Here is an 18,267-nt window from a genome sequence, read left to right on the forward strand (position 1 = left end):
AAAAACGCGCTTGGTGACTGACTGCGGCCATGTTCATCTCAGCACGGTGTGGATTGCCTGCAGAATAACATTTTTATGACACAGTAGGACTAATACCGCACCCCACTGCAGTCCCCACCCTTGTGAGCCTTCCCGATTCCGATCTGCGTCCGGAGCAGGCGCCGTTGCCCGATGACGGCGCGGTGGTCACCTCCGGCCCATTGACGCCACCGCCGGATTCGGCGGGCACCGCGGCCGACGACCGTGCTTACCATCATTCGGTGGCCGAAGACGTGCAGGGCATGCTGCTGGCGACCCTGGTCGCTTCGCTGGGTCTGGCCATCTTCGCCAAGGGCGGGTTGATGATCGGTGGCATGGCCGGCGTGGCGTTCCTGCTGCACTACGCGCTGGGCTGGAACTTCGGCCTGGTGTTCGTGCTGGTCAACCTGCCGTTCTACTGGCTGAGCGTGCGCCGCATGGGCTGGGAATTCACCTTGAAGACCTTTGCTGCGGTGGGTGCCTGCGGTGCGCTGACCGACCTGCTGCCGCGCTGGGCCGATTACGCGCAGATGAGCACTGCATTCTCGGCCATTGCCGGTGGCGCGCTGTCGGGCCTGGGCATCCTGTTCTTCATCCGCCACCGTGGCAGCCTGGGCGGCATCGGCATCCTGGCGGTCTACCTGCAGCGCGAACGCGGCTGGAGCGCCGGCAAGGTGCAGATGAGCTTCGATACCATGCTGATGCTGGTGGCCTTCGCCGTGCTGGCGCCGCACAAGGTGTTGTATTCGGCGTTGGGCGCGTTGATGCTGAGCCTGGTCTTGATGTTCAACCACCGCCCGCACCGATACATGGGCGTGTGACTGCGCGAGGGTAGACGCGCCACTACGCGGGTGTGGCAATCGGCAGGAACGCAGGCGCCGGGTGCGCTGCCGGCGCGCGAGGCCTGGCGGGCAGGCGCGGTGCGCAGAGCTTGCATCACACGCTGCGCATCCAGGGCGGTGCCAGGGCTGCGACCCGCGTGTATACCGGGCAGCCGGGGTGATGCGCGCCGGGCAGGTAGCCCAGGCTCATCAGGAACTCGCCGGTGATCTCGCCGCCGGTGAAGCGAAAGGTCTTCTTGAACAATGTGACCCAGGCCGGTTTGTCCAGCGGATGCTGCGCGTCCAGCCACTGCGCGAAGCTGCCGTGCGAGCGGCGCAGGGTCTGGATGACCTGCGCATTGTGGATGGCCGCCACTATCTTCAGGCGGTTGCGGATGATGCCGGCATCGCCCAGCAGGCGCGCGACATCCGCATCGCCATAGGCCGCCACGGTATCCACGTCGAAGCCGTCGTAGGCCAGGCGAAAATTGGCACGCTTGCGCAGGATGGTTTCCCAGCTCAGGCCGGCCTGGTTGATTTCCAGCACCAGCCGTTCGAACAACTCAGGGTCCTCGCGCTGCGGAAAGCCGTATTCGTGATCGTGGTAATGCGCATGCACCGGATGACCCGGCGCGATCGCACAATAGGCGCTCATGGGCGAGGCGGCGGATTGATGCCGTCGGCGCTTGGCGTGATGTCGATGCGGGTGCCTTCGGGCAGAATCAGGTCCGGCCAGCGCGTGGGGCGCGTCTGCAACTGCCCGTTGCGCAGCGCCTGGCGTAGCCGCTCCTGGGCGTTGCCGCCGCCGGAATGGTGCCGGATCGTGCCGGCCTGGTACCAACCGGCCGCGTTGCGCGCATACAGCACGCAATCGATCGCGTACTCGCCCTTTACATTGCACAGCAGTACATCGGGCTGGCCATCGCCATCCAGATCGTCGCTGCTGACCACGCAATCGCTGTCGCGCTGCGTGCACTGGCCGCGATCCTGCAGGCGTGGGGTGGACGTCAGTAGATAGGTCCACCAATCGGCTGGCGGCGCTGCCTTGCCGGCGGCAACGACCACCTGCTTGCGGAGTTGGGCCAGGTCGGTCAGCTCGTTGCTTGCTGGCGGCTGTGCCTGCTCGTCACGGTCCCAGCGTTCGGTGCGTGCCAGCAGCCGGCCCAGCGCTTGCTGGCGTGCGGCATCGCCCGCAAACGCGGGATCGTCGCGCAGCGACTGCACCGCCAGATAGCCACGCCGGCCATTGTCGAAGCGCAGGAATTGCAGATTCGTTTTCTCGCTCTCGGGCGTGCCGGTGGCCAGCCGCTGCATCTGGCTCTGCACCGTGATGCGGTAAGGGTCCAGCAACGGGCTGTTGATCAGGATCGCCAGGCCGATCACCACCCATGACAGCAGCAGGTTGCCGCTGGCCAGGTGCGGCAGCCAGCGGTCGGCGCGCGGCCGCAGTACTGCGAAGGCGTAGGCCAGCGCGTAGGCCAGCGCCAGTGACGCCAGCACCGCCGCGCAGAAGCGCTCGCCAGTCCAGCCATGCTGGCCAATGCGAAGCGCCAGGGCATAGGCTGCCAGCCCGGCGTGCGCCGGCAGGCTCAGCAGCCCGGCCTCGACCACCCGACGCAGCCAGCGCGGATACGGTGGCTGCACGTCGCCATCCCGATAGACCGCGTTGGTGAACAGCACCAGCCCGAACACCAGGCTCAACAGGATCGCTGCGGCCGAGCGGGTCTGCCAAAGCGCCTGCAGGCCGGTGAACGGCAGTACCAGCACAAATAGCAGTGCGATGCCGGCCAGCAGCGGTAGCAGGCCGGTGCACAACGCGAACAGGATCTGCCGCATCACCTGCACCGCGCGGTGCTGGGTGCGCCCGATCAGGATGCCCAGCCCCGTCATGATGCCGGTCGCCAGGTAGATGAAGGCCTGTTCGCGGAACAGCTCGCGAAAGACCATGATCTTGACCAATGCGAACAGGCTGGCCCACAACCACAGCACCATCCAGCACACCCACACGAACAGCAGCGCCAGTGCCAGGGTCAGGGCGTTCTGCCAGGCGTGTTCGAACAGGTCGCGGTAGTCCGCCCGCCAGTGGCCGTGCTGTTGTCGAGACTGCAACCAGGGCAGGGCGACGAACCACCCGGCCGTGACGGTGAAGCCGAATGGCCACAGCACTGCCGCGGTCCGCAGGCCTGGCGCACCGGTGGCGCTCCACGCTGCCCAGCCCGCCAGGGCGGCCAGTACCAGCGTGCTGCCGGCGATGTGCTGCCACAGGCGGCGATCGCGTAGCTGCTGCAGGCTCAGCAGCACCATGCTGGGCACCGTCATCACCAGGGTGTACCAGCAGATGCGCATGCCCAGTTCGGTGAACGGCCGCACGCCGTGCTGTTCGCCCAGCGCCGCCAGGTACAGCAGGCCGCCTTGCAACAGTGCCACCAGCACGATGGATGCGCGGATCTGTCGCGGCAGCGGCGCGTCGGGGTGTGCGGCCGCGTTGGTCGGTGGGGGCAGCATCGTCGGTCCTTGGCGGTGTCGGGCTGCAGTATCGCATTGGCGCAGCGCGCGGCGGAGCGAACGGCTAGAATGCGGCCATGTCCGTTTTACCTACGCCGCTGGCCAACCAACTGCTGATTGCGCTCCCGGCGCTGTCCGATCCCACGTTTTCGCGCAGCGTCGCGCTGATCTGCCAGCACGACGAAAATGGCGCGATGGGGGTGCTGGTCAACCGCGCGTCCGAGTACACCGTGGGCGAAGTGCTCTCGCAGATGGGGATCGAGACCGAAGATGCGCAGCTGCGCGAGCAGATCGTGCTCAATGGCGGGCCGGTGCATCCGGAGCGCGGCTTCGTCATCCACGACGATGCGCGCGAATGGGATTCCAGCCTGGAAGTGGGGCAGGGCGTGTTCCTGACCACCTCGCGCGACATCCTCGAAGCCATGGCTGCCGGCGAAGGCCCGCGCAATGCGCTGGTAGCGCTGGGTTGTGCAGGTTGGGGGGCGGGGCAGCTGGAATTCGAACTCGGCGAGAACAGCTGGCTCACCGCGCCGTCCGATGCCGATGTGCTGTTCGATACCGCCCTGGAAGATCGCTGGCAGACCGCCGCCGGGCGCATCGGCGTGGATCTGTTCCGGCTGACGGATTATTCCGGGCATGCCTGAGGCGGGCACCCTCCGCCCCGATGGCACGGTGCTGGGCTTCGACGTGGGGTCGCACCGGATCGGCGTGGCGGTCGGTACCGCGCTGGGTGCCGGCGCTCGTGCGGTGGCGGTCGTCAACGTGCACGCCGGCGGCCCGGACTGGGTGGCACTGGATCGCGTGCACAAGCAGTGGCGGCCCGATGGCCTGGTGGTGGGCGACCCGCTCACCCTGGACGACAAAGACCAGCCTGCGCGCAAGCGTGCCCATGCATTCGCCCGTCAACTGCGCGAGCGCTATGCGCTGCCGGTGGTGTTGATCGATGAGCGCTCCAGCTCGGTCGAAGCCGCGCAGCGCTTTGCGCGTGAGCGTGCCGATGGGCGCAAGCGTCGCCGCGATGCCGAGGCACTGGATGCCATGGCCGCGGCCGTGATCGTCGAACGTTGGTTGGCTGCGCCCGACCAGGCCACTCTTCTCCCTTGATTCCCGACCTGCGATGACCACCATGCAACTCGATTCGGATGGACGTTTGCGTCACCTGCTCACCCTGGAAGGATTGCCGCGCGCCACGCTGCTGCAACTGCTCGATCGCGCCGGCCAGATCCGCGATGCCGCGGTGGGCCGCGTCGGCAAGCGCAGCGTGCTGGCTGGCACCGCGGTGTGCACGCTGTTCTTCGAGCCGTCCACACGTACGCGCAGTTCGTTCCATCTGGCCGCGCAGCGCCTGGGCGCCGACGTGCTGAACTTCGACGCGTCCACCTCTTCCACCCGCAAGGGCGAGACTGCGCGCGACACCTTGAAGAATCTGGAGGCGATGGGCGTGCGCGGGTTTGTGGTGCGCCATCCCGACGACGGCGCGGTGGAAGCGCTGGCTGCTGCAGCCGGCGAGGGCACCGCGTTGATCAATGCCGGCGACGGCCGCAGTGCGCACCCCACCCAGGGCCTGCTCGACATGCTCACCCTGCGCCAGGCCAAGGGCACTGATTTTTCCAGGCTCAAGGTGGTCATCGTCGGTGACGTGAAGCACTCGCGCGTGGCGCGCTCGGACCTGCATGCTTTGCGGACGCTGGGCGCCGGCGAGATTCGCGTCTGTGGCCCGGCGAGCCTGTTGCCCGATGACGACATGCTGGATGGCTGCGTGGTCGGCCAGGACTTCGACGCCATGCTGGAAGGCGCCGATGCGCTGATGATGCTGCGCCTGCAGCGCGAGCGCATGGAAGAGGGCCTGGTGCCCTCGCTGGAGCAGTACCACACCGAATACGGCCTCACCCGCGAGCGGCTGACGCGTGCCGGACGTGATGCGGCGGTACTGCATCCCGGCCCGATCAATCGCGGCGTGGAAATCACCGACGAAGTTGCCGACGGCGCGCAATCGTGCGTGTTGCGCCAGGTCGCCAACGGCGTGGCCGTGCGCATGGCCGTGTTGGAAACCCTGCTGGGCTGATGCCGTCAGCAGAACGTCCGCGTCCGCCTCAAGCGGACGCGGACGTAAAGCGATCAAGACAGACCGGCGCACTGCATGTCTAAGCGCAAAGCAGGAAGCCATGGCGGGATGAGCAAGCCACGGGTTCTCAGGTTCGTTCAACGCCACGCGTCTTGCCAACGATCCCACCCCGTGGCCTGCTCTTGCGATTGCCGATTGCCGATTGCCGATTGCCGATTGCCGATTCCCGATTCCCGATTCCCGATTCCCGATTCCCGATTCCCGATTCCCGATTCCCAGCACCACCACGTAACACCCACTCCCCTATCGTGACGCTCTCTTTCATCGCAGGAGACCGCAATGGGTATTTCGCGTCACGCCACCGCACACTGGGAAGGCGACCTCAAGACCGGCAAGGGTCAGCTCAGCACGCCGCAGAGCGGCCTGATGGACAACACCCGCTATGCCTTCAGCAGCCGCTTCGGCGACGAGAAGGGCACCAATCCGGAAGAACTCATTGCCGCAGCGCATGCGGGCTGCTTCACCATGGCGCTGTCGGCGCAGCTGAGCGAAGCGGGCTTCCCGCCAGCCTCGCTGGACACGCGTGCCGACGTCGATCTGTCGATGGAAGGCGGCCCGCAACTGTCGCAGATCCGTCTCAAGCTCAACGCCGTGGTGCCTGGCATCGACGAAGCCAAGTTCCGCGAGCTGGCCGATGCCGCCAAGAAGAATTGCCCGGTGTCCAAGGCGTTGAGTGCAGTGCCGATCAGCCTGGAAACCGAATTCTCCAACTGATGCGCTTCGCACTGCATGGCGTCGGTGCACGTTGCCGCCGCCATGCAGCTGGCGGCAACCTGAATACGCGTTTCCAGGGCCTGTCCGGTTCAGGGCGGTTTCACCGGCATGGGTCGAGCATCGGCAGCGTGTCCTCCCTTGCGAAGCTGCCACGATGAAAACTCTTGTGCTTGGTGCTCTTGTGATTGGGCTGGCTGCGGCTGGCACTGCGACAGCGCAGCGCTACGACGGCAGCTATCGCGACGTGTACCGCGACTCCTATCGCGGCGGCTACGAAGATGGCCGCTACGAATATGCACGGGTGGTGCGCGTGGATCCGATTCTGGTGTCCGACTCCTACACCGAGCGGACCAACGAACGCTGCTACAACCGTCCAGCCGACGGTTACTACACCAGCAATGACGGTTACTACCGCAACGAAGGCGGCTATGCCTCGCCCAATTCCGGTCGCGGCGTGGCCAGTGTGATCGGTGGTATCGCTGGCGCGGTGCTGGGTAGCCAGGTGGGTGGCGGCAACGGTCGCCTGGTGGGTACCGCCGTTGGTACCATGGCCGGCGTGGCCGCGGGCCGCTCGATCTACGAGGCCAACAACCGCACCTACCGCGGCAATGTCAGCGTCTGCGAACCGGTGTCCTACCGCACCTCGCGCGAGCGCGTGGATGGGTACGACGTGACCTACGAATACGGCGGCCGCCTGTACCACACGCGCAGCGACTACAACCCCGGCGACAGGATTCGCGTGCGCGTCGACGTGCGCCCGGACTGAGTGTGCCGAACAATGCTGCCTCGGCACGCCCATGCTTGCCGAGGCAGCAGTTTTACATCGTCATTGCGTTGCATCGCCGTGTTGCAACGCTGACGCCCCGGCATCTCACTGCCAATCGAGCGTGCCGCGGATGACGGTCTGCACCTGGCCGCCGGACCACACATGGCCCTTGGTATCCACCCGCATTTCCAACAGCGCATCGAAGCCGATTTCGCGTCCCTGGCTGACCACGTAGCGACGATCCTTGCCCGGCAGCGCCTGGCGGCTGTCCAGCCAGGCCGCCAGCACCGCGTTGGCTGCACCCGATGCCGCATCCTCGAAACGTCGCGCATTGCCGACGAACGCGCGCACGGCCAGGTCGTAGGTGCCTACGGTCGCGGCGTAGACGTAGGCGAATACACCCATGCTGCCGGTGGATTCGGCCAATGCGGCTATCGCGTCCCAGTCCGGTTGCAGGCCGCGCAGGGCGGCCTCGCTGGCCAGCTCCACCACCCACCAGGTGCGGCCACCGTCCATCAGCGCCGGTGGCAGGCTGCCGAGCGGCCAGCCCTGTAGCGCGGCGCGCAGGCGTGGGTCGTCGGCGCTGACCTGTTCGGCGACGCGGGCGCGTGGCGTGCGGATGGCGATGCTGCGGTGGCCATCGATCTGCTCCACCCGCAGTGGCAACTGTCCGGCGATGCCGTCTTGCACCAGCAGGCCGTCGTGGGGCGCGGCCAGCCCGGCTTCGAGCACCGCATGCGCCGTGCCCACGCTTGGGTGACCGGCGAACGGGACTTCTTTTTGCGGCGAAAACATCCGCAGCCGGTAGCTGCTGTGCGCATCGGCCGCAGGGAACACGAAGGTGGTCTCCGGCAGCTTCGTCCAGCGTGCGATCGCCTGCATCTCCGCATCGTCCAGCCCCTGCGCATCCAGCACCACCGCCAGCGGGTTGCCGCTGCCGGGGCGGGCGGAGAACACATCCAGTTGCAGGAAACGGCGGGTGGTCATGAGGGGCGATCCGCGGGCAGGGCGCGGCAGCTTACCAATCGATGCGGCCGTCGATCACCTGCAGCGTCGTTCCGCCGATCCAGACCTCGCCCTGATCGTCCAGTTCCACCTGGATGCGTCCGTCGCGGCCGACCTCGCGGCCCTGGCTGGCGACATAGCGCGAGCCCTCGCCTGGCAGGCGTCCCTCGCCATGCAGGCGTGCAGCGATGCAGGCATTGGCGCTGCCAGTGACCGGGTCTTCCGCGATGCCAGTGCCGGGGCAGAACGCGCGCACCACCAGGTCTTCGCTGCCGCCATGGACGGGCGCGTAGATGGATAGCCCGGTGGCGGCGCTGGCCTGGGTCAGGCGGGTGATCGCAGCGAAATCGGGGGCGGCCTGCCGCACCGCATCGGCATCGGCCAGTTCCAGCAGCCACCAGTGGGGACCGTTGTTCCACAGGGCTGCCGGATGCGTGGCCGTGCGCAACCCGCTGCAGGCGGCCTGTACGGCCGCCGCGTGGCGATCGCCACCCGCCACCACGCGCGCATGCGGCGCGCGCAGCCGGACCTGCAAGGCACCGTGCCGGTCGAAGACCTCCACCGGCAGTACGCCGGCGGCGCATTGCTGGCGCAGGCGGCCATCGGCCTTATAGCCGGTCAGCCCGTGCGTGGCCGCAGCCCATGCTGCACCCACGCTGGGGTGGCCGGCGAACGGCAGTTCCGTGCGTGGGGTAAAGATGCGGATGTGGTAATCGGCACCGGGCACGCTGACCGGCAGGAAGAAGATCGTCTCCGACAGGTTCAGCCAGGCGGCGATCTGCTGCATCTGCTCGCCCGACAACGCGCTCGCGTCGAACACCACGCCCAGCGGATTGCCGGAGCCGGGGCGGCTGGCGAAGACATCCAGTTGCAGGTAGCGATGCTTGCTCATCTGTCAGCGATCTCGGGAGTGGGTGTGCATGCGGATGGTTGCAGCGTAAACCGTCGCAGCGCGGTCTCTTAATCCTGGGCCACTGCAACGATTGATGGGGATCATGCGGGAGATATTGGCAGTAGAATCGGGGGTTGCGCCCGGCATACCGGCTTTTCCCCCCAAATCGTAAACGCCTACCCCATGTCAGCTCCCCACTCTACCGATCGTTGGATCGTCCTCAAGTTCGGCGGCACCTCGGTGTCGCGTCGTCATCGCTGGGACACGATTGGAAAACTGGCGGGCAAACGGGCGACCGAAACCGGCGGCCGCGTGCTGGTGGTGGTCTCTGCGCTGTCGGGCGTGACCAACGAGCTTACCGCCATCGCCGATGGCGCCGCCGACAGCGCGCAGCGCGTGGCCGCGCTGGAGCAGCGTCACCGTGAGTTCGTTGCCGAGCTCGAACTCGATGCGCAGGCGGTGCTGGGCGAGCGGTTGGCCGCACTGCACGCGCTGGTGGGCGACGCGCGCGCTGCCACGCGCACGCTCGATTGGCAGGCCGAGGTGCTGGGGCAGGGTGAGTTGCTGTCCTCCACCATCGGTGCGGCGTACCTGCATGCCAACGGCCTGGACATGGGTTGGCTGGATGCACGGCAGTGGTTGTCGGCGCTGCCGCCGCAGCCCAATCAGAGCGAATGGTCCAGGCGCCTGTCGGTGTCCTGCCAGTGGCAGGCCGATGCGCCGTGGCGTGCGCGCTTCGATGCGCAGCCTAACCGCCTGCTCATCACCCAGGGGTTCATTGCGCGGCACGCCGATGGCGGCACCGCGATCCTTGGCCGTGGCGGTTCGGATACCTCGGCGGCGTATTTCGGCGCGCTGCTGGGCGCCAGCCGCGTGGAGATCTGGACCGATGTGCCCGGCATGTTCAGCGCCAACCCGAAGGACGTGCCGGATGCACGCCTGCTGACCCGGTTGGACTATTACGAAGCACAGGAAATCGCCACCACCGGCGCCAAGGTGCTGCATCCGCGGTCGATCAAGCCCTGTCGCGATTCCGGCGTGCCGATGGCGATCCTGGATACCGAACGCCCCGACCTGCCCGGCACCAGCATCGACGGCAGCGCCGAGCCGGTGCCCGGCGTCAAGGCGATCAGCCGCCGCAACGGCATCGTGCTGGTGTCGATGGAAGGCATCGGCATGTGGCAGCAGGTGGGCTTCCTGGCCGACGTATTCGCGCTGTTCAAGAAGCATGGCCTGTCGGTGGACCTGATCGGCTCGGCCGAAACCAATGTCACCGTGTCGCTGGATCCGTCGGAAAACCTGGTCAATACCGACGTACTGGCGTCGCTGTCGGCGGATCTGTCGCAGATCTGCAAGGTCAAGATCATTGTTCCTTGCGCGGCGATCACCCTGGTCGGGCGCGGCATGCGCTCGCTGCTGCACAAGCTCTCCAATGTGTGGGCCACGTTCGGGCAGGAACGCGTGCACATGATTTCGCAGTCGTCCAACGACTTGAACCTGACCTTTGTCATCGATGAAGCCGACGCCGATGGCCTGCTGCCGATCCTGCATGCGGAATTGATCGATAGTGGGGCAATGCCGGTCAGCGAAGGCGAAGTGTTCGGCCCGCGCTGGCGTGAGATCATCGGCTCGGTGCGTCCGCGGCCCACGCCGTGGTGGCATGCCGAGCGGACGCATCTGCTGTCGCTGGCCAAGGCCGGCACACCGCGCTATGCCTACCACCTGCCGACGGTGCGCGCGCGTGCGCACGCATTGGCGCAGATTGCCGCGGTGGATCAACGCTATTATGCGATCAAGGCCAACGCGCATCCGGCGATCCTGATGGCGCTGGAACAGGCCGGCTTCGGCCTGGAATGCGTCTCGCACGGTGAGCTGCGCCGGGTCTTCCAGACGCTGCCCGAGCTGTCGCCGCGCCGCGTGCTGTTCACGCCGAGTTTTGCGCCAAAGGCCGAATACGAAGCAGGATTCGCGCTGGGCGTGACCGTCACCGTGGACAACGTCGAGGCGCTGCGTAACTGGCCGGAGGTGTTCCGTGGCCGCAACGTGTGGCTGCGCATCGACCTGGGCCACGGCGATGGCCACCACGAGAAGGTCAATACCGGCGGCAAGGCGTCCAAGTTCGGCTTGTCGTCCACGCGCGTGGACGAGTTCGTGGAGGCGGCGCGCACGCTCGATGTCACCATCACCGGCGTGCATGCGCACCTGGGCAGCGGCGTGGAGACCGGCGAACACTGGCGAATGATGTACGACGAACTGGCCGGCTTCGCGCGCCGCATCGGCACGGTGGAGACCATCGATATCGGTGGCGGCCTGCCGATTCCCTACAGTGCCGAGGACGAGCCGTTCGACCTGGAGGTGTGGGCCAAGGGCCTGGCCGAGGTCAAGGCCGTACACCCGGGGTATCGCCTGGCGATCGAGCCGGGCCGCTACCTGGTGGCCGAGGCCGGCGTGCTGCTGGCGCAGGTCACCCAGGTGATCGAAAAGGACGGCGTGCAGCGCGTGGGGCTGGATGCGGGCATGAACACCTTGATTCGCCCGGCACTGTACGACGCCTGGCACGACATCGAGAATCTCAGCCGCCTCGATGCGCCGGCTGATGGCAGTTTCGATATCGTCGGGCCGATCTGCGAATCCTCGGACGTGTTCGGCAAGCGCCGCCGGCTACCGGCCACCACCGCGCCGGAGGATGTGATGCTGGTGGCCGATACCGGTGCATACGGCTATGTGATGGCCAGCACCTACAACCAGCGCGAGTTGCCGCGCGAAGAGGTCATCGATGCGCCCGCTGGCTGAGTTCGTGGCGCTCAGTACGCTGGCCGGCGGTGCGTCGATAGTGGCGTCCACCGCCATCGACATGGCCGGTCTGCACATGCGCTGGACCGACAGCTTGAAGTGGGCGCTGCCCGCAGTGTTTGCTGCCGGCATCGGCGCCTGGTGGTCCGGGCGCTGGCAGCTGCGTCGCCAGTCACGCGCGCCAGCACGGCACGCAGGCGGCATGGCGCTGCGCACGGTGCTGTTGAGCGGGCTCAGCTATCTGCCGGCGCTGCTGCTGTACCTGCTGGTGGCGCTGGCAGCGACCGGCGATGCGCAGGTGATCGGCTCGCAGGTCATGCTGCTGTTGTTCGCGATCGGTTGCCTGCCGCTGCTGTGGGCCGCAGTGCCGTTTTCCATGATTGAATATGTCCTGTGCCGACGTTATCTGCGTCGCTTGCACGTTCCTGCAGGTAGTCCATGAGCGCTTTCGACAAACACCAGATCTCCACATTCCGTTTCGTGCGCTGCGCGCTCGACGCGCAGACCGGCGTGGCGACGCTGGTGTATGCCTTCGACCAGGGCCCGGAACTGGTGGAAACCGTCGCCGTGCCAGGCGCGCCATTCGTGTTGGAGGGTGCACATGCCGCAGCTGTGCAACAGGCCTTGCGCCTGCTGCACCTGATCGCGGGCGTGAGTTACTACAAGGCCGCAGTGCCGCCGACCATCGCCATCGACAGCTACAGCATCGATGCCAACACCGCCGCGTTGGTGGAAAGCGTCTATCTGCATGGCCTGGGCGAATTCGCCTACCGCAATGGCTTGAACCTGCACGGCAAGATCAACTTTCCGGTGGTCGCGCAGGCAGCTGCCCCAGCGCCTGCGCTGGGCTTGCGCGAACACGCATTGGTCGCCATCGGCGGCGGCAAGGATTCGCTGGTCAGCATCGAGGCCCTGCGCCAGGCCGGTGTCGATCAGACCGTGAGCTGGATCGGTGGTTCGCAGCTCATCCGCGCCTGCGCCGAGCGCACCGGCTTGCCGGTGCTCAATGTCGGCCGCGTCCTGGCGCCGGAGCTGTTCGAGCTCAATCGCCAGGGTGCCTGGAACGGGCATATCCCGGTCACTGCGGTGAATTCGGCCATCCTGGTGTTGTCGGCATTGCTGACCGGCGTGGACCAGGTGGTGTTTTCCAACGAACGCTCGGCCAGCTACGGCAGCCAGATTCCAGGCACCGGCGAGGTCAATCACCAGTGGTCCAAGGGCTGGGCCTTCGAACAGGCGTTCGGCGAGTACGTGCAGCGGCACGTGGCGGCCGATCTGCGCTACTACTCGTTGCTGCGGCCGTTGTCCGAGCTGGCGGTGGCGCGGCAGTTCGCCAGGACCGACTACTACGACGCGCATTTTTCCAGCTGCAACCGCAACTTCCACATCATGGGCGAACGCCCGGTGCACCGCTGGTGCGGGGTGTGCCCGAAGTGCCACTTCGTGTTCCTGGCGCTGGCCCCGTTCATGCCGAAGACGCGACTGGTGGGGATCTTCGGGCGCAATCTGCTCGACGATGGCGCGCAGGCCGGCGGCTACGACGCGTTGCTGGAATTCCAGGACCACAAGCCGTTCGAATGCGTGGGCGAAGGCCGCGAATCGCGCGCGGCGATGGCGTTGCTGGCAACGCGTGCGGAGTGGAAGGAAGACGCGCTGGTGACGCGCTTCATCCGGCAGATCCAGCCGCAACTGGACCCGCAGGAGCTGCAGCTGGAGCCATTGATGGCCATCGATGGCGAACACCGCATCCCCGCGGCGCTGTGGGAGCGCGTGCGTGCGAATTTCGCAGCTTGAGGGCAGGGCGGTTGCATTGTGGGGGTGGGGGCGCGAAGGGCGCGCGGCGTATCGCGCGGTGCGCACCGCGCTGCCCGCCCAGCCACTGACGGTGTTCTGCAGTACCGAGGAGGCGCGCGAACTCGCGGCGCTGGACGATGCGGCATTGCAGGTAGAGACCGATGCCAGCGCGCAGGCGCTGGGCCGGTTCGAGATCGTGCTGAAGTCGCCCGGCATCAGCCCGTATCGCGCCGAGGCACTGGCCGCCGCCGCGCAAGGCACGCAGTTCATCGGCGGCACTGCGCTATGGTTCGCCGAGCACGCGCAGGCCGATGACGACATGCCTGGCGCCATCTGTGTCACCGGTACCAAGGGCAAGAGCACCACCACCGCGCTGTTGGCGCACCTGCTGCGCAGCGCCGGGCACCGCACCGCGCTGGTCGGCAATATTGGCCAGCCCTTGCTGGAAGTGTTGGCACCGCAGCCGCCACCGGCGTACTGGGCGATCGAGTTGTCCAGCTACCAGACCGGCGAGGTCGCGCGCAGCGGTGCGCGCCCGCAGCTGGCACTGGTGCTGAATCTGTTTCCCGAACATCTGGACTGGCACGGCGACGAGGCGCGCTACGTGCGCGACAAACTGTCGCTGGTGACCGAGGGCCGCCCGCGGATCGCCTTGCTCAACGCGGCCGATCCGCTGTTGCGCGGCATGCAGTTGCCCGATAGCGAGGTGCGCTGGTTCAATCATCCCGACGGCTGGCATCTGCGTGGCGACGTGGTGTACCGCGGCGCGCAGGCCATTTTCGATACCGCCAACGTGCCGCTGCCCGGCGAACATAACCGCCGTAATCTGTGCGCGGTGCTGGCTGCAGTGGAAGCGCTGGGCCTGGATGCCGCGGCGCTCGCGCCGGCTGCGTCGAGTTTCCGCCCCTTGCCCAACCGGCTGCAGTGGCTGGGCAGCGTGGACGGCATCGGCTACGTCAACGATTCGATCAGCACCACCCCGCATGCCTCGCTGGCTGCGCTGGCCTGCTTCGCGCAACGGCGCGTGGCCTTGCTGGTCGGTGGACATGACCGCGGGCTGGATTGGCAGGATTTCGCCGCGCATATGGCGCAGCAGGCACCGCTGGAAATCGTCACGATGGGTGCCAATGGCCCGCGCATCCACGCCTTGCTGGCACCGCTTGCCGCGTCGGGGCATTTCAGCCTGCACGCCGCCGGCGATCTGCAGCAGGCGATGCAGCTGGCGCGCGAGGCGCTGGGCGAGCAGGGCGGTGTGGTGCTGCTGTCGCCGGGCGCGCCCAGCTTCGGTGCGTACAGCGACTACGTGGCACGCGGCCGGCATTTCGCCCAGCTGGCCGGGTTCGACCCGGAGGCGATCAGTGCGATTCCCGGGCTGGGCGTGCAGTAACGCGTGGTGCCGCGCCGATGCGATCGCAATCGGCTGCTGGCGATGCAGGCAGTGGCGCAACGGGCAGGTTGGCGCAAGGCTGGCTGGTCGTTTTACCGCTGACGCACATCGCGACCGCTTCTGCACGCCGGCTCCGCTTACACTGCGCGCACATCCCCGGAGCAAGCGCATGCACAAGCAATGGTCGTTGAGCAGTGTGGGTCTGGTTGGCGTCCTAGCGTCGCTGGCATTTCCGACAATGGCGGCGATGCAGGCCAAGCCGCTGGAGTGGAAGATCGGCAAGGACACCTACAGCGGTGTGCTGGTCTACGACGATGCCGGCGATGCCAAGCGGCCCGGCCTGGTGATGGTGCCGAACTGGCGTGGCGTCAACGACTCTGCTGTGCAGAAGGACAAGCAACTGGCCGGCGACGACTACGTGGTGCTGGTGGCCGACGTGTACGGCAAGGGCAAGCGCCCCGCCAACGACAGCGAGGCGGGGCAGTTCGCCGGTGCGCTGAAGAAAGATCCGCCGACGTTGCGCGCACGCGCGCTGAAAGCCGTTGAGGTGCTCAAGGCGCAGACCGGCAAGGCACCGCTGGATGCGGCGCGCATTGGTGCGGTGGGCTTCTGCTTCGGTGGCACCACGGTGCTGGAACTTGTGCGTGCAGGCGCGCAGCTGGCTGGCGTAGTCAGCCTGCATGGCGGCATCGCCTCGCCCAGCCCGGCGGCTGCCGGCGCGGCCAAGACACCAGTGCTGGTGCTCAACGGCGCCGACGACAAGAGCGTGACCAAGGCCGACATCGCCGCGTTCGAAACCGAAATGAATGCCGCTGGCGCGGATTGGCAGTTCGTCAACTTCAGTGGCGCGGTGCATTGCTTCGCCGAGGCCGATGCCAACAGCGCGCCGGGCTGCCTGTACAACCCGCGTGCCGCCAAGCGTGCCTATCGCATGCTGGGCGATTTCTTCGATGAGCGGTTTGGTCGGTAGCCGGGATTGGGGATTGGGGATTCGGGATTTGGGATTCGCAAAAGCGTGGTCCCGTCCTTCGAATTTTCCCGTGAATCTGTATTCACTGGCCTGCGCTGGCCATCGAATGCGGGGATTCGTAAGAGCACAGCCAAGCCGCTTTGACGAATTCCCAATCCCCAATGCCCAATCCCGTCCGGCGCGCCCAGCGCACCGGATCAATGTGTGCGTTGCACCGCGTAACGGGCCAGGCCGCGCAGTGCGGCCACCGCCGGGCTGGCTGGCAAGCTTGCCAGCGCCTGCTCGGCGGCGGCGGCGTATTCGGCGGCGCGCTGGCGGCTGTAGTCCAGCCCGCCGGTGGCATGGATGGCGGCCAGCACTTCCGGCATCGCCGTCCCATCGCCCTGTTCGACGATGGCGCGCAGGCGCTGCCGCGTGGCCGCGTCCGAATGGGCCATGGCGTGGATCAGCGGCAGCGTGGCCTTGCCTTCGGCCAGATCGTCGCCCAGGTTCTTGCCCAGATCCGCAGCCTCGGCGGCGTAATCAAGCACGTCGTCGGCGATCTGGAAGGCGAAGCCCAGCTGCATGCCGTAGTCGTACAGCTGCTGCTGCACCTGCGCATCCGCGCCCGACGCCAGCGCGCCCAGGCGGGTACCGGCGGCGAACAGCACCGCGGTCTTGCGCTCGATCACGCGCAGGTAGGCGGCTTCGTCGGTGTCCGGGTTGTGCACGTGCAACAGCTGCAGCACTTCGCCTTCGGCGATGCGGTTGGTGGTATCGGCCAGGATCTGCATGACTTCCATGCGGTCGAGTTCGACCATCAGCTGGAAGCTGCGCGAATACAGGAAATCGCCCACCAGCACGCTGGGCGCGTTGCCCCACAGCGCATTGGCGGTGCTGCGGCCGCGGCGCAGGTCCGACTCGTCCACCACGTCGTCGTGCAGCAGGGTCGAGGTGTGGATGAACTCGATGATCGCCGCCAGTTGATGGTGCTCCGGGCCAGAGCCGCCAGCCGCGTGGCCGGCCAGCATCACCAGCATCGGCCGCAGGCGTTTGCCGCCGGCGGAGATGATGTGGTCGGCAATCTGGTTGATGAGCACGACGTCCGACGCCAGACGACGGCGGATCAGGGCATCGACCGCAGCCATGTCCGGCGCGGCGAGGGACTGGATCTGGAGCAGGTCCAGAACGGTGGGGAGGTCTTCGGCGATGGTCATGCGCAGGCGTTCGTGATGTGCATCGATTATAGGTGCCCGGGCCGGATCCGTCCCGCCATGTGTGTCCGGCGTTGCCGGAGCAGGGTGGAAACCGTTGCTGCGCCTGCCTTGCGGGATTGCCGGCGAGTACCGATTCCCACCCGCCGTCGCGGCGTTTTCCGGCCCTGCGACGGGCCGGGCGCAGGCACTGTCGCTGGGCAGGTGCGGTAACATTGGCCCCAAGACATTCACCGCCGCGCCCCTTCGGCGCCGGCGCACCATCGGAAGCATTTATGGCCCGCGGCATCAACAAAGTCATCCTCGTCGGCAACCTCGGCAACGATCCCGACACCAAGTACACCCAGGCCGGCATGGCGATCACCCGCGTGAGCCTGGCCACCACCAGCATGCGCAAGGACCGCGACGGCAACAACCAGGAGCGCACCGAATGGCACCGCGTGGTGTTCTTCGGCAAGTTGGGCGAGATCGCCGGCGAATACCTGCGCAAGGGCTCGCAGGTCTACGTCGAAGGGGAACTGCGCTACGACAAGTACACCGGTCAGGATGGCGTGGAGAAGTACAGCACCGATATCGTCGCCAACGAAATGCAGATGCTCGGCGGCCGTGGTGAAGGCGGCGGTGGCGGCATGGGCGGCGACCGTCCGCAGCGCTCGCAGGCTCCGCGCCAGCAGGGCGGTGGCGGTGGCGGCCAGGGCGGCGGCTACGGTGGTGGCGGCGGTGGTCAGGACTATGCCCCGCGTCGTCAGCAGCCGGCGCAGCAGCAGTCGGCTCCGCCGATGGACGACTTTGCCGATGACGATATTCCGTTCTAGGGAATACCTTTTAAAAGATGTAAACAAGGGCTCTTGGCGCATTTGCCAAGGGCCTTTTTTTGTTGTTAACGTTTTCCAGCAAGGTTCGATTACTTGTCTTACCGACTACCTTCGGGAAGTGTCAACATGGCGGCTGGCTATAGGGTAAGGACAGTTCGATTCGAGTCTGGAGAACGGCTGCCTATGCTGTTGTGCAAGGCGTCGGGATCTCCCCTGTGGCATCCAACTCTATTTCTGGTGACTGAGCTTAGAGCCACCGGTCTGGCCACGAATACGCTTGAACAGGCGGCCCGGGCGGTGATGATCGCCCACCAAGTATTTGGCTATCTCGACATTGACATTAATGAGCGGATTAGCGGGGGCAGGCTCCTTACCCTCCCCCCCATGTCACGATAGTTGTCCGCTCCCCTGAATCCTCAGATGGAGACCGCGATGGCCCGCTACAGCCCCGAACTCAAAGACCAGATCG

At 66.6% G+C, this 18,267-nt stretch carries 17 protein-coding genes; 12 read left to right on the forward strand and 5 right to left on the reverse strand.

Annotated elements, in window-relative coordinates:
- Positions 1-164: 164 nt before the first annotated feature.
- On the forward strand, positions 165-839 hold the full coding sequence (locus XcuCFBP2542_RS17400; RefSeq protein WP_170067021.1) for a YitT family protein: 675 nt from the start codon (positions 165-167) through the stop codon (positions 837-839).
- A 115-nt stretch (positions 840-954) separates the two neighbouring features.
- On the opposite strand, the gene XcuCFBP2542_RS17405 is transcribed toward XcuCFBP2542_RS17400, so the two are convergent.
- The gene (locus XcuCFBP2542_RS17405) at positions 955-1,494 is read right to left on the reverse strand and encodes a DNA-3-methyladenine glycosylase I (protein ID WP_104605329.1); all 540 of its coding nucleotides are present in this window, start codon (positions 1,492-1,494) and stop codon (positions 955-957) included.
- Complete coding sequence (locus XcuCFBP2542_RS17410; RefSeq protein WP_104605331.1) at positions 1,491-3,344, reverse strand: DUF4153 domain-containing protein; 1,854 nt, start codon at positions 3,342-3,344, stop codon at positions 1,491-1,493. Before XcuCFBP2542_RS17410 ends, XcuCFBP2542_RS17405 begins: the two co-directional genes overlap by 4 nt.
- A 77-nt stretch (positions 3,345-3,421) precedes the next feature.
- Between XcuCFBP2542_RS17410 and XcuCFBP2542_RS17415 the strand changes: the two genes are divergently transcribed.
- From XcuCFBP2542_RS17415 to XcuCFBP2542_RS17440, 5 genes are all read left to right on the forward strand, one after another.
- Positions 3,422-3,988, forward strand: a complete 567-nt coding sequence (locus tag XcuCFBP2542_RS17415; RefSeq protein ID WP_104605333.1) for a YqgE/AlgH family protein — start codon at positions 3,422-3,424, stop codon at positions 3,986-3,988.
- Positions 3,981-4,448, forward strand: a complete 468-nt coding sequence (ruvX, locus tag XcuCFBP2542_RS17420) for a Holliday junction resolvase RuvX (RefSeq protein ID WP_104605335.1) — start codon at positions 3,981-3,983, stop codon at positions 4,446-4,448. Before XcuCFBP2542_RS17415 ends, ruvX begins: the two co-directional genes overlap by 8 nt.
- 13 nt (positions 4,449-4,461) lie before the next feature.
- On the forward strand, positions 4,462-5,409 hold the full coding sequence (locus tag XcuCFBP2542_RS17425; RefSeq protein WP_104605337.1) for an aspartate carbamoyltransferase catalytic subunit: 948 nt from the start codon (positions 4,462-4,464) through the stop codon (positions 5,407-5,409).
- Between the two features lie 339 nt (positions 5,410-5,748).
- Positions 5,749-6,183: an OsmC family protein gene (locus XcuCFBP2542_RS17435; RefSeq protein ID WP_104605341.1), complete on the forward strand. Its 435-nt coding sequence runs from the start codon at positions 5,749-5,751 to the stop codon at positions 6,181-6,183.
- A gap of 154 nt (positions 6,184-6,337) precedes the next feature.
- A complete protein-coding gene (locus XcuCFBP2542_RS17440) occupies positions 6,338-6,949 on the forward strand; it encodes a glycine zipper 2TM domain-containing protein (protein ID WP_167526914.1) in 612 nt (203 codons plus the stop codon).
- Positions 6,950-7,054: 105 nt separating this feature from the next.
- Here XcuCFBP2542_RS17440 and XcuCFBP2542_RS17445 read toward each other — a convergent pair whose 3' ends face one another.
- Both XcuCFBP2542_RS17445 and XcuCFBP2542_RS17450 read right to left on the reverse strand, forming a co-directional pair.
- On the reverse strand, positions 7,055-7,936 hold the full coding sequence (locus XcuCFBP2542_RS17445) for a PhzF family phenazine biosynthesis protein (protein ID WP_104605343.1): 882 nt from the start codon (positions 7,934-7,936) through the stop codon (positions 7,055-7,057).
- A gap of 31 nt (positions 7,937-7,967) precedes the next feature.
- Positions 7,968-8,846 carry a PhzF family phenazine biosynthesis protein gene (locus tag XcuCFBP2542_RS17450; protein ID WP_104605345.1) on the reverse strand — a complete coding sequence of 293 codons (879 nt, stop codon included), beginning with the start codon at positions 8,844-8,846 and terminating at the stop codon, positions 7,968-7,970.
- Between the two features lie 183 nt (positions 8,847-9,029).
- Here XcuCFBP2542_RS17450 and XcuCFBP2542_RS17455 point away from each other — a divergent pair, with 183 nt between their 5' ends.
- From XcuCFBP2542_RS17455 to XcuCFBP2542_RS17475, 5 genes are all read left to right on the forward strand, one after another.
- Positions 9,030-11,639 carry a bifunctional aspartate kinase/diaminopimelate decarboxylase gene (locus XcuCFBP2542_RS17455; RefSeq protein WP_104605347.1) on the forward strand — a complete coding sequence of 870 codons (2,610 nt, stop codon included), beginning with the start codon at positions 9,030-9,032 and terminating at the stop codon, positions 11,637-11,639.
- Positions 11,623-12,081: a hypothetical protein gene (locus XcuCFBP2542_RS17460; protein ID WP_104605349.1), complete on the forward strand. Its 459-nt coding sequence runs from the start codon at positions 11,623-11,625 to the stop codon at positions 12,079-12,081. Before XcuCFBP2542_RS17455 ends, XcuCFBP2542_RS17460 begins: the two co-directional genes overlap by 17 nt.
- Entirely contained in the window at positions 12,078-13,433 is a 1,356-nt protein-coding gene (gene murL / locus XcuCFBP2542_RS17465) for a UDP-N-acetyl-alpha-D-muramoyl-L-alanyl-L-glutamate epimerase (protein WP_104605351.1), read from the forward strand. Before XcuCFBP2542_RS17460 ends, murL begins: the two co-directional genes overlap by 4 nt.
- Positions 13,414-14,820 carry a UDP-N-acetylmuramoyl-L-alanine--D-glutamate ligase gene (murD, locus tag XcuCFBP2542_RS17470; RefSeq protein ID WP_104605353.1) on the forward strand — a complete coding sequence of 469 codons (1,407 nt, stop codon included), beginning with the start codon at positions 13,414-13,416 and terminating at the stop codon, positions 14,818-14,820. Before murL ends, murD begins: the two co-directional genes overlap by 20 nt.
- 169 nt (positions 14,821-14,989) lie before the next feature.
- Positions 14,990-15,790 (forward strand): dienelactone hydrolase family protein, encoded by an 801-nt coding sequence (locus XcuCFBP2542_RS17475; RefSeq protein WP_104605355.1) that lies wholly within the window; start codon positions 14,990-14,992, stop codon positions 15,788-15,790.
- Between the two features lie 197 nt (positions 15,791-15,987).
- Here XcuCFBP2542_RS17475 and XcuCFBP2542_RS17480 read toward each other — a convergent pair whose 3' ends face one another.
- The gene (locus XcuCFBP2542_RS17480; protein WP_104605357.1) at positions 15,988-16,986 is read right to left on the reverse strand and encodes a polyprenyl synthetase family protein; all 999 of its coding nucleotides are present in this window, start codon (positions 16,984-16,986) and stop codon (positions 15,988-15,990) included.
- Positions 16,987-17,258: 272 nt separating this feature from the next.
- Between XcuCFBP2542_RS17480 and XcuCFBP2542_RS17485 the strand changes: the two genes are divergently transcribed.
- Positions 17,259-17,798 (forward strand): single-stranded DNA-binding protein, encoded by a 540-nt coding sequence (locus XcuCFBP2542_RS17485; protein WP_104605359.1) that lies wholly within the window; start codon positions 17,259-17,261, stop codon positions 17,796-17,798.
- Positions 17,799-18,267: the final 469 nt, after the last annotated feature.

Source organism: Xanthomonas cucurbitae (assembly GCF_002939885.1).
GTDB lineage: Bacteria > Pseudomonadota > Gammaproteobacteria > Xanthomonadales > Xanthomonadaceae > Xanthomonas > Xanthomonas cucurbitae.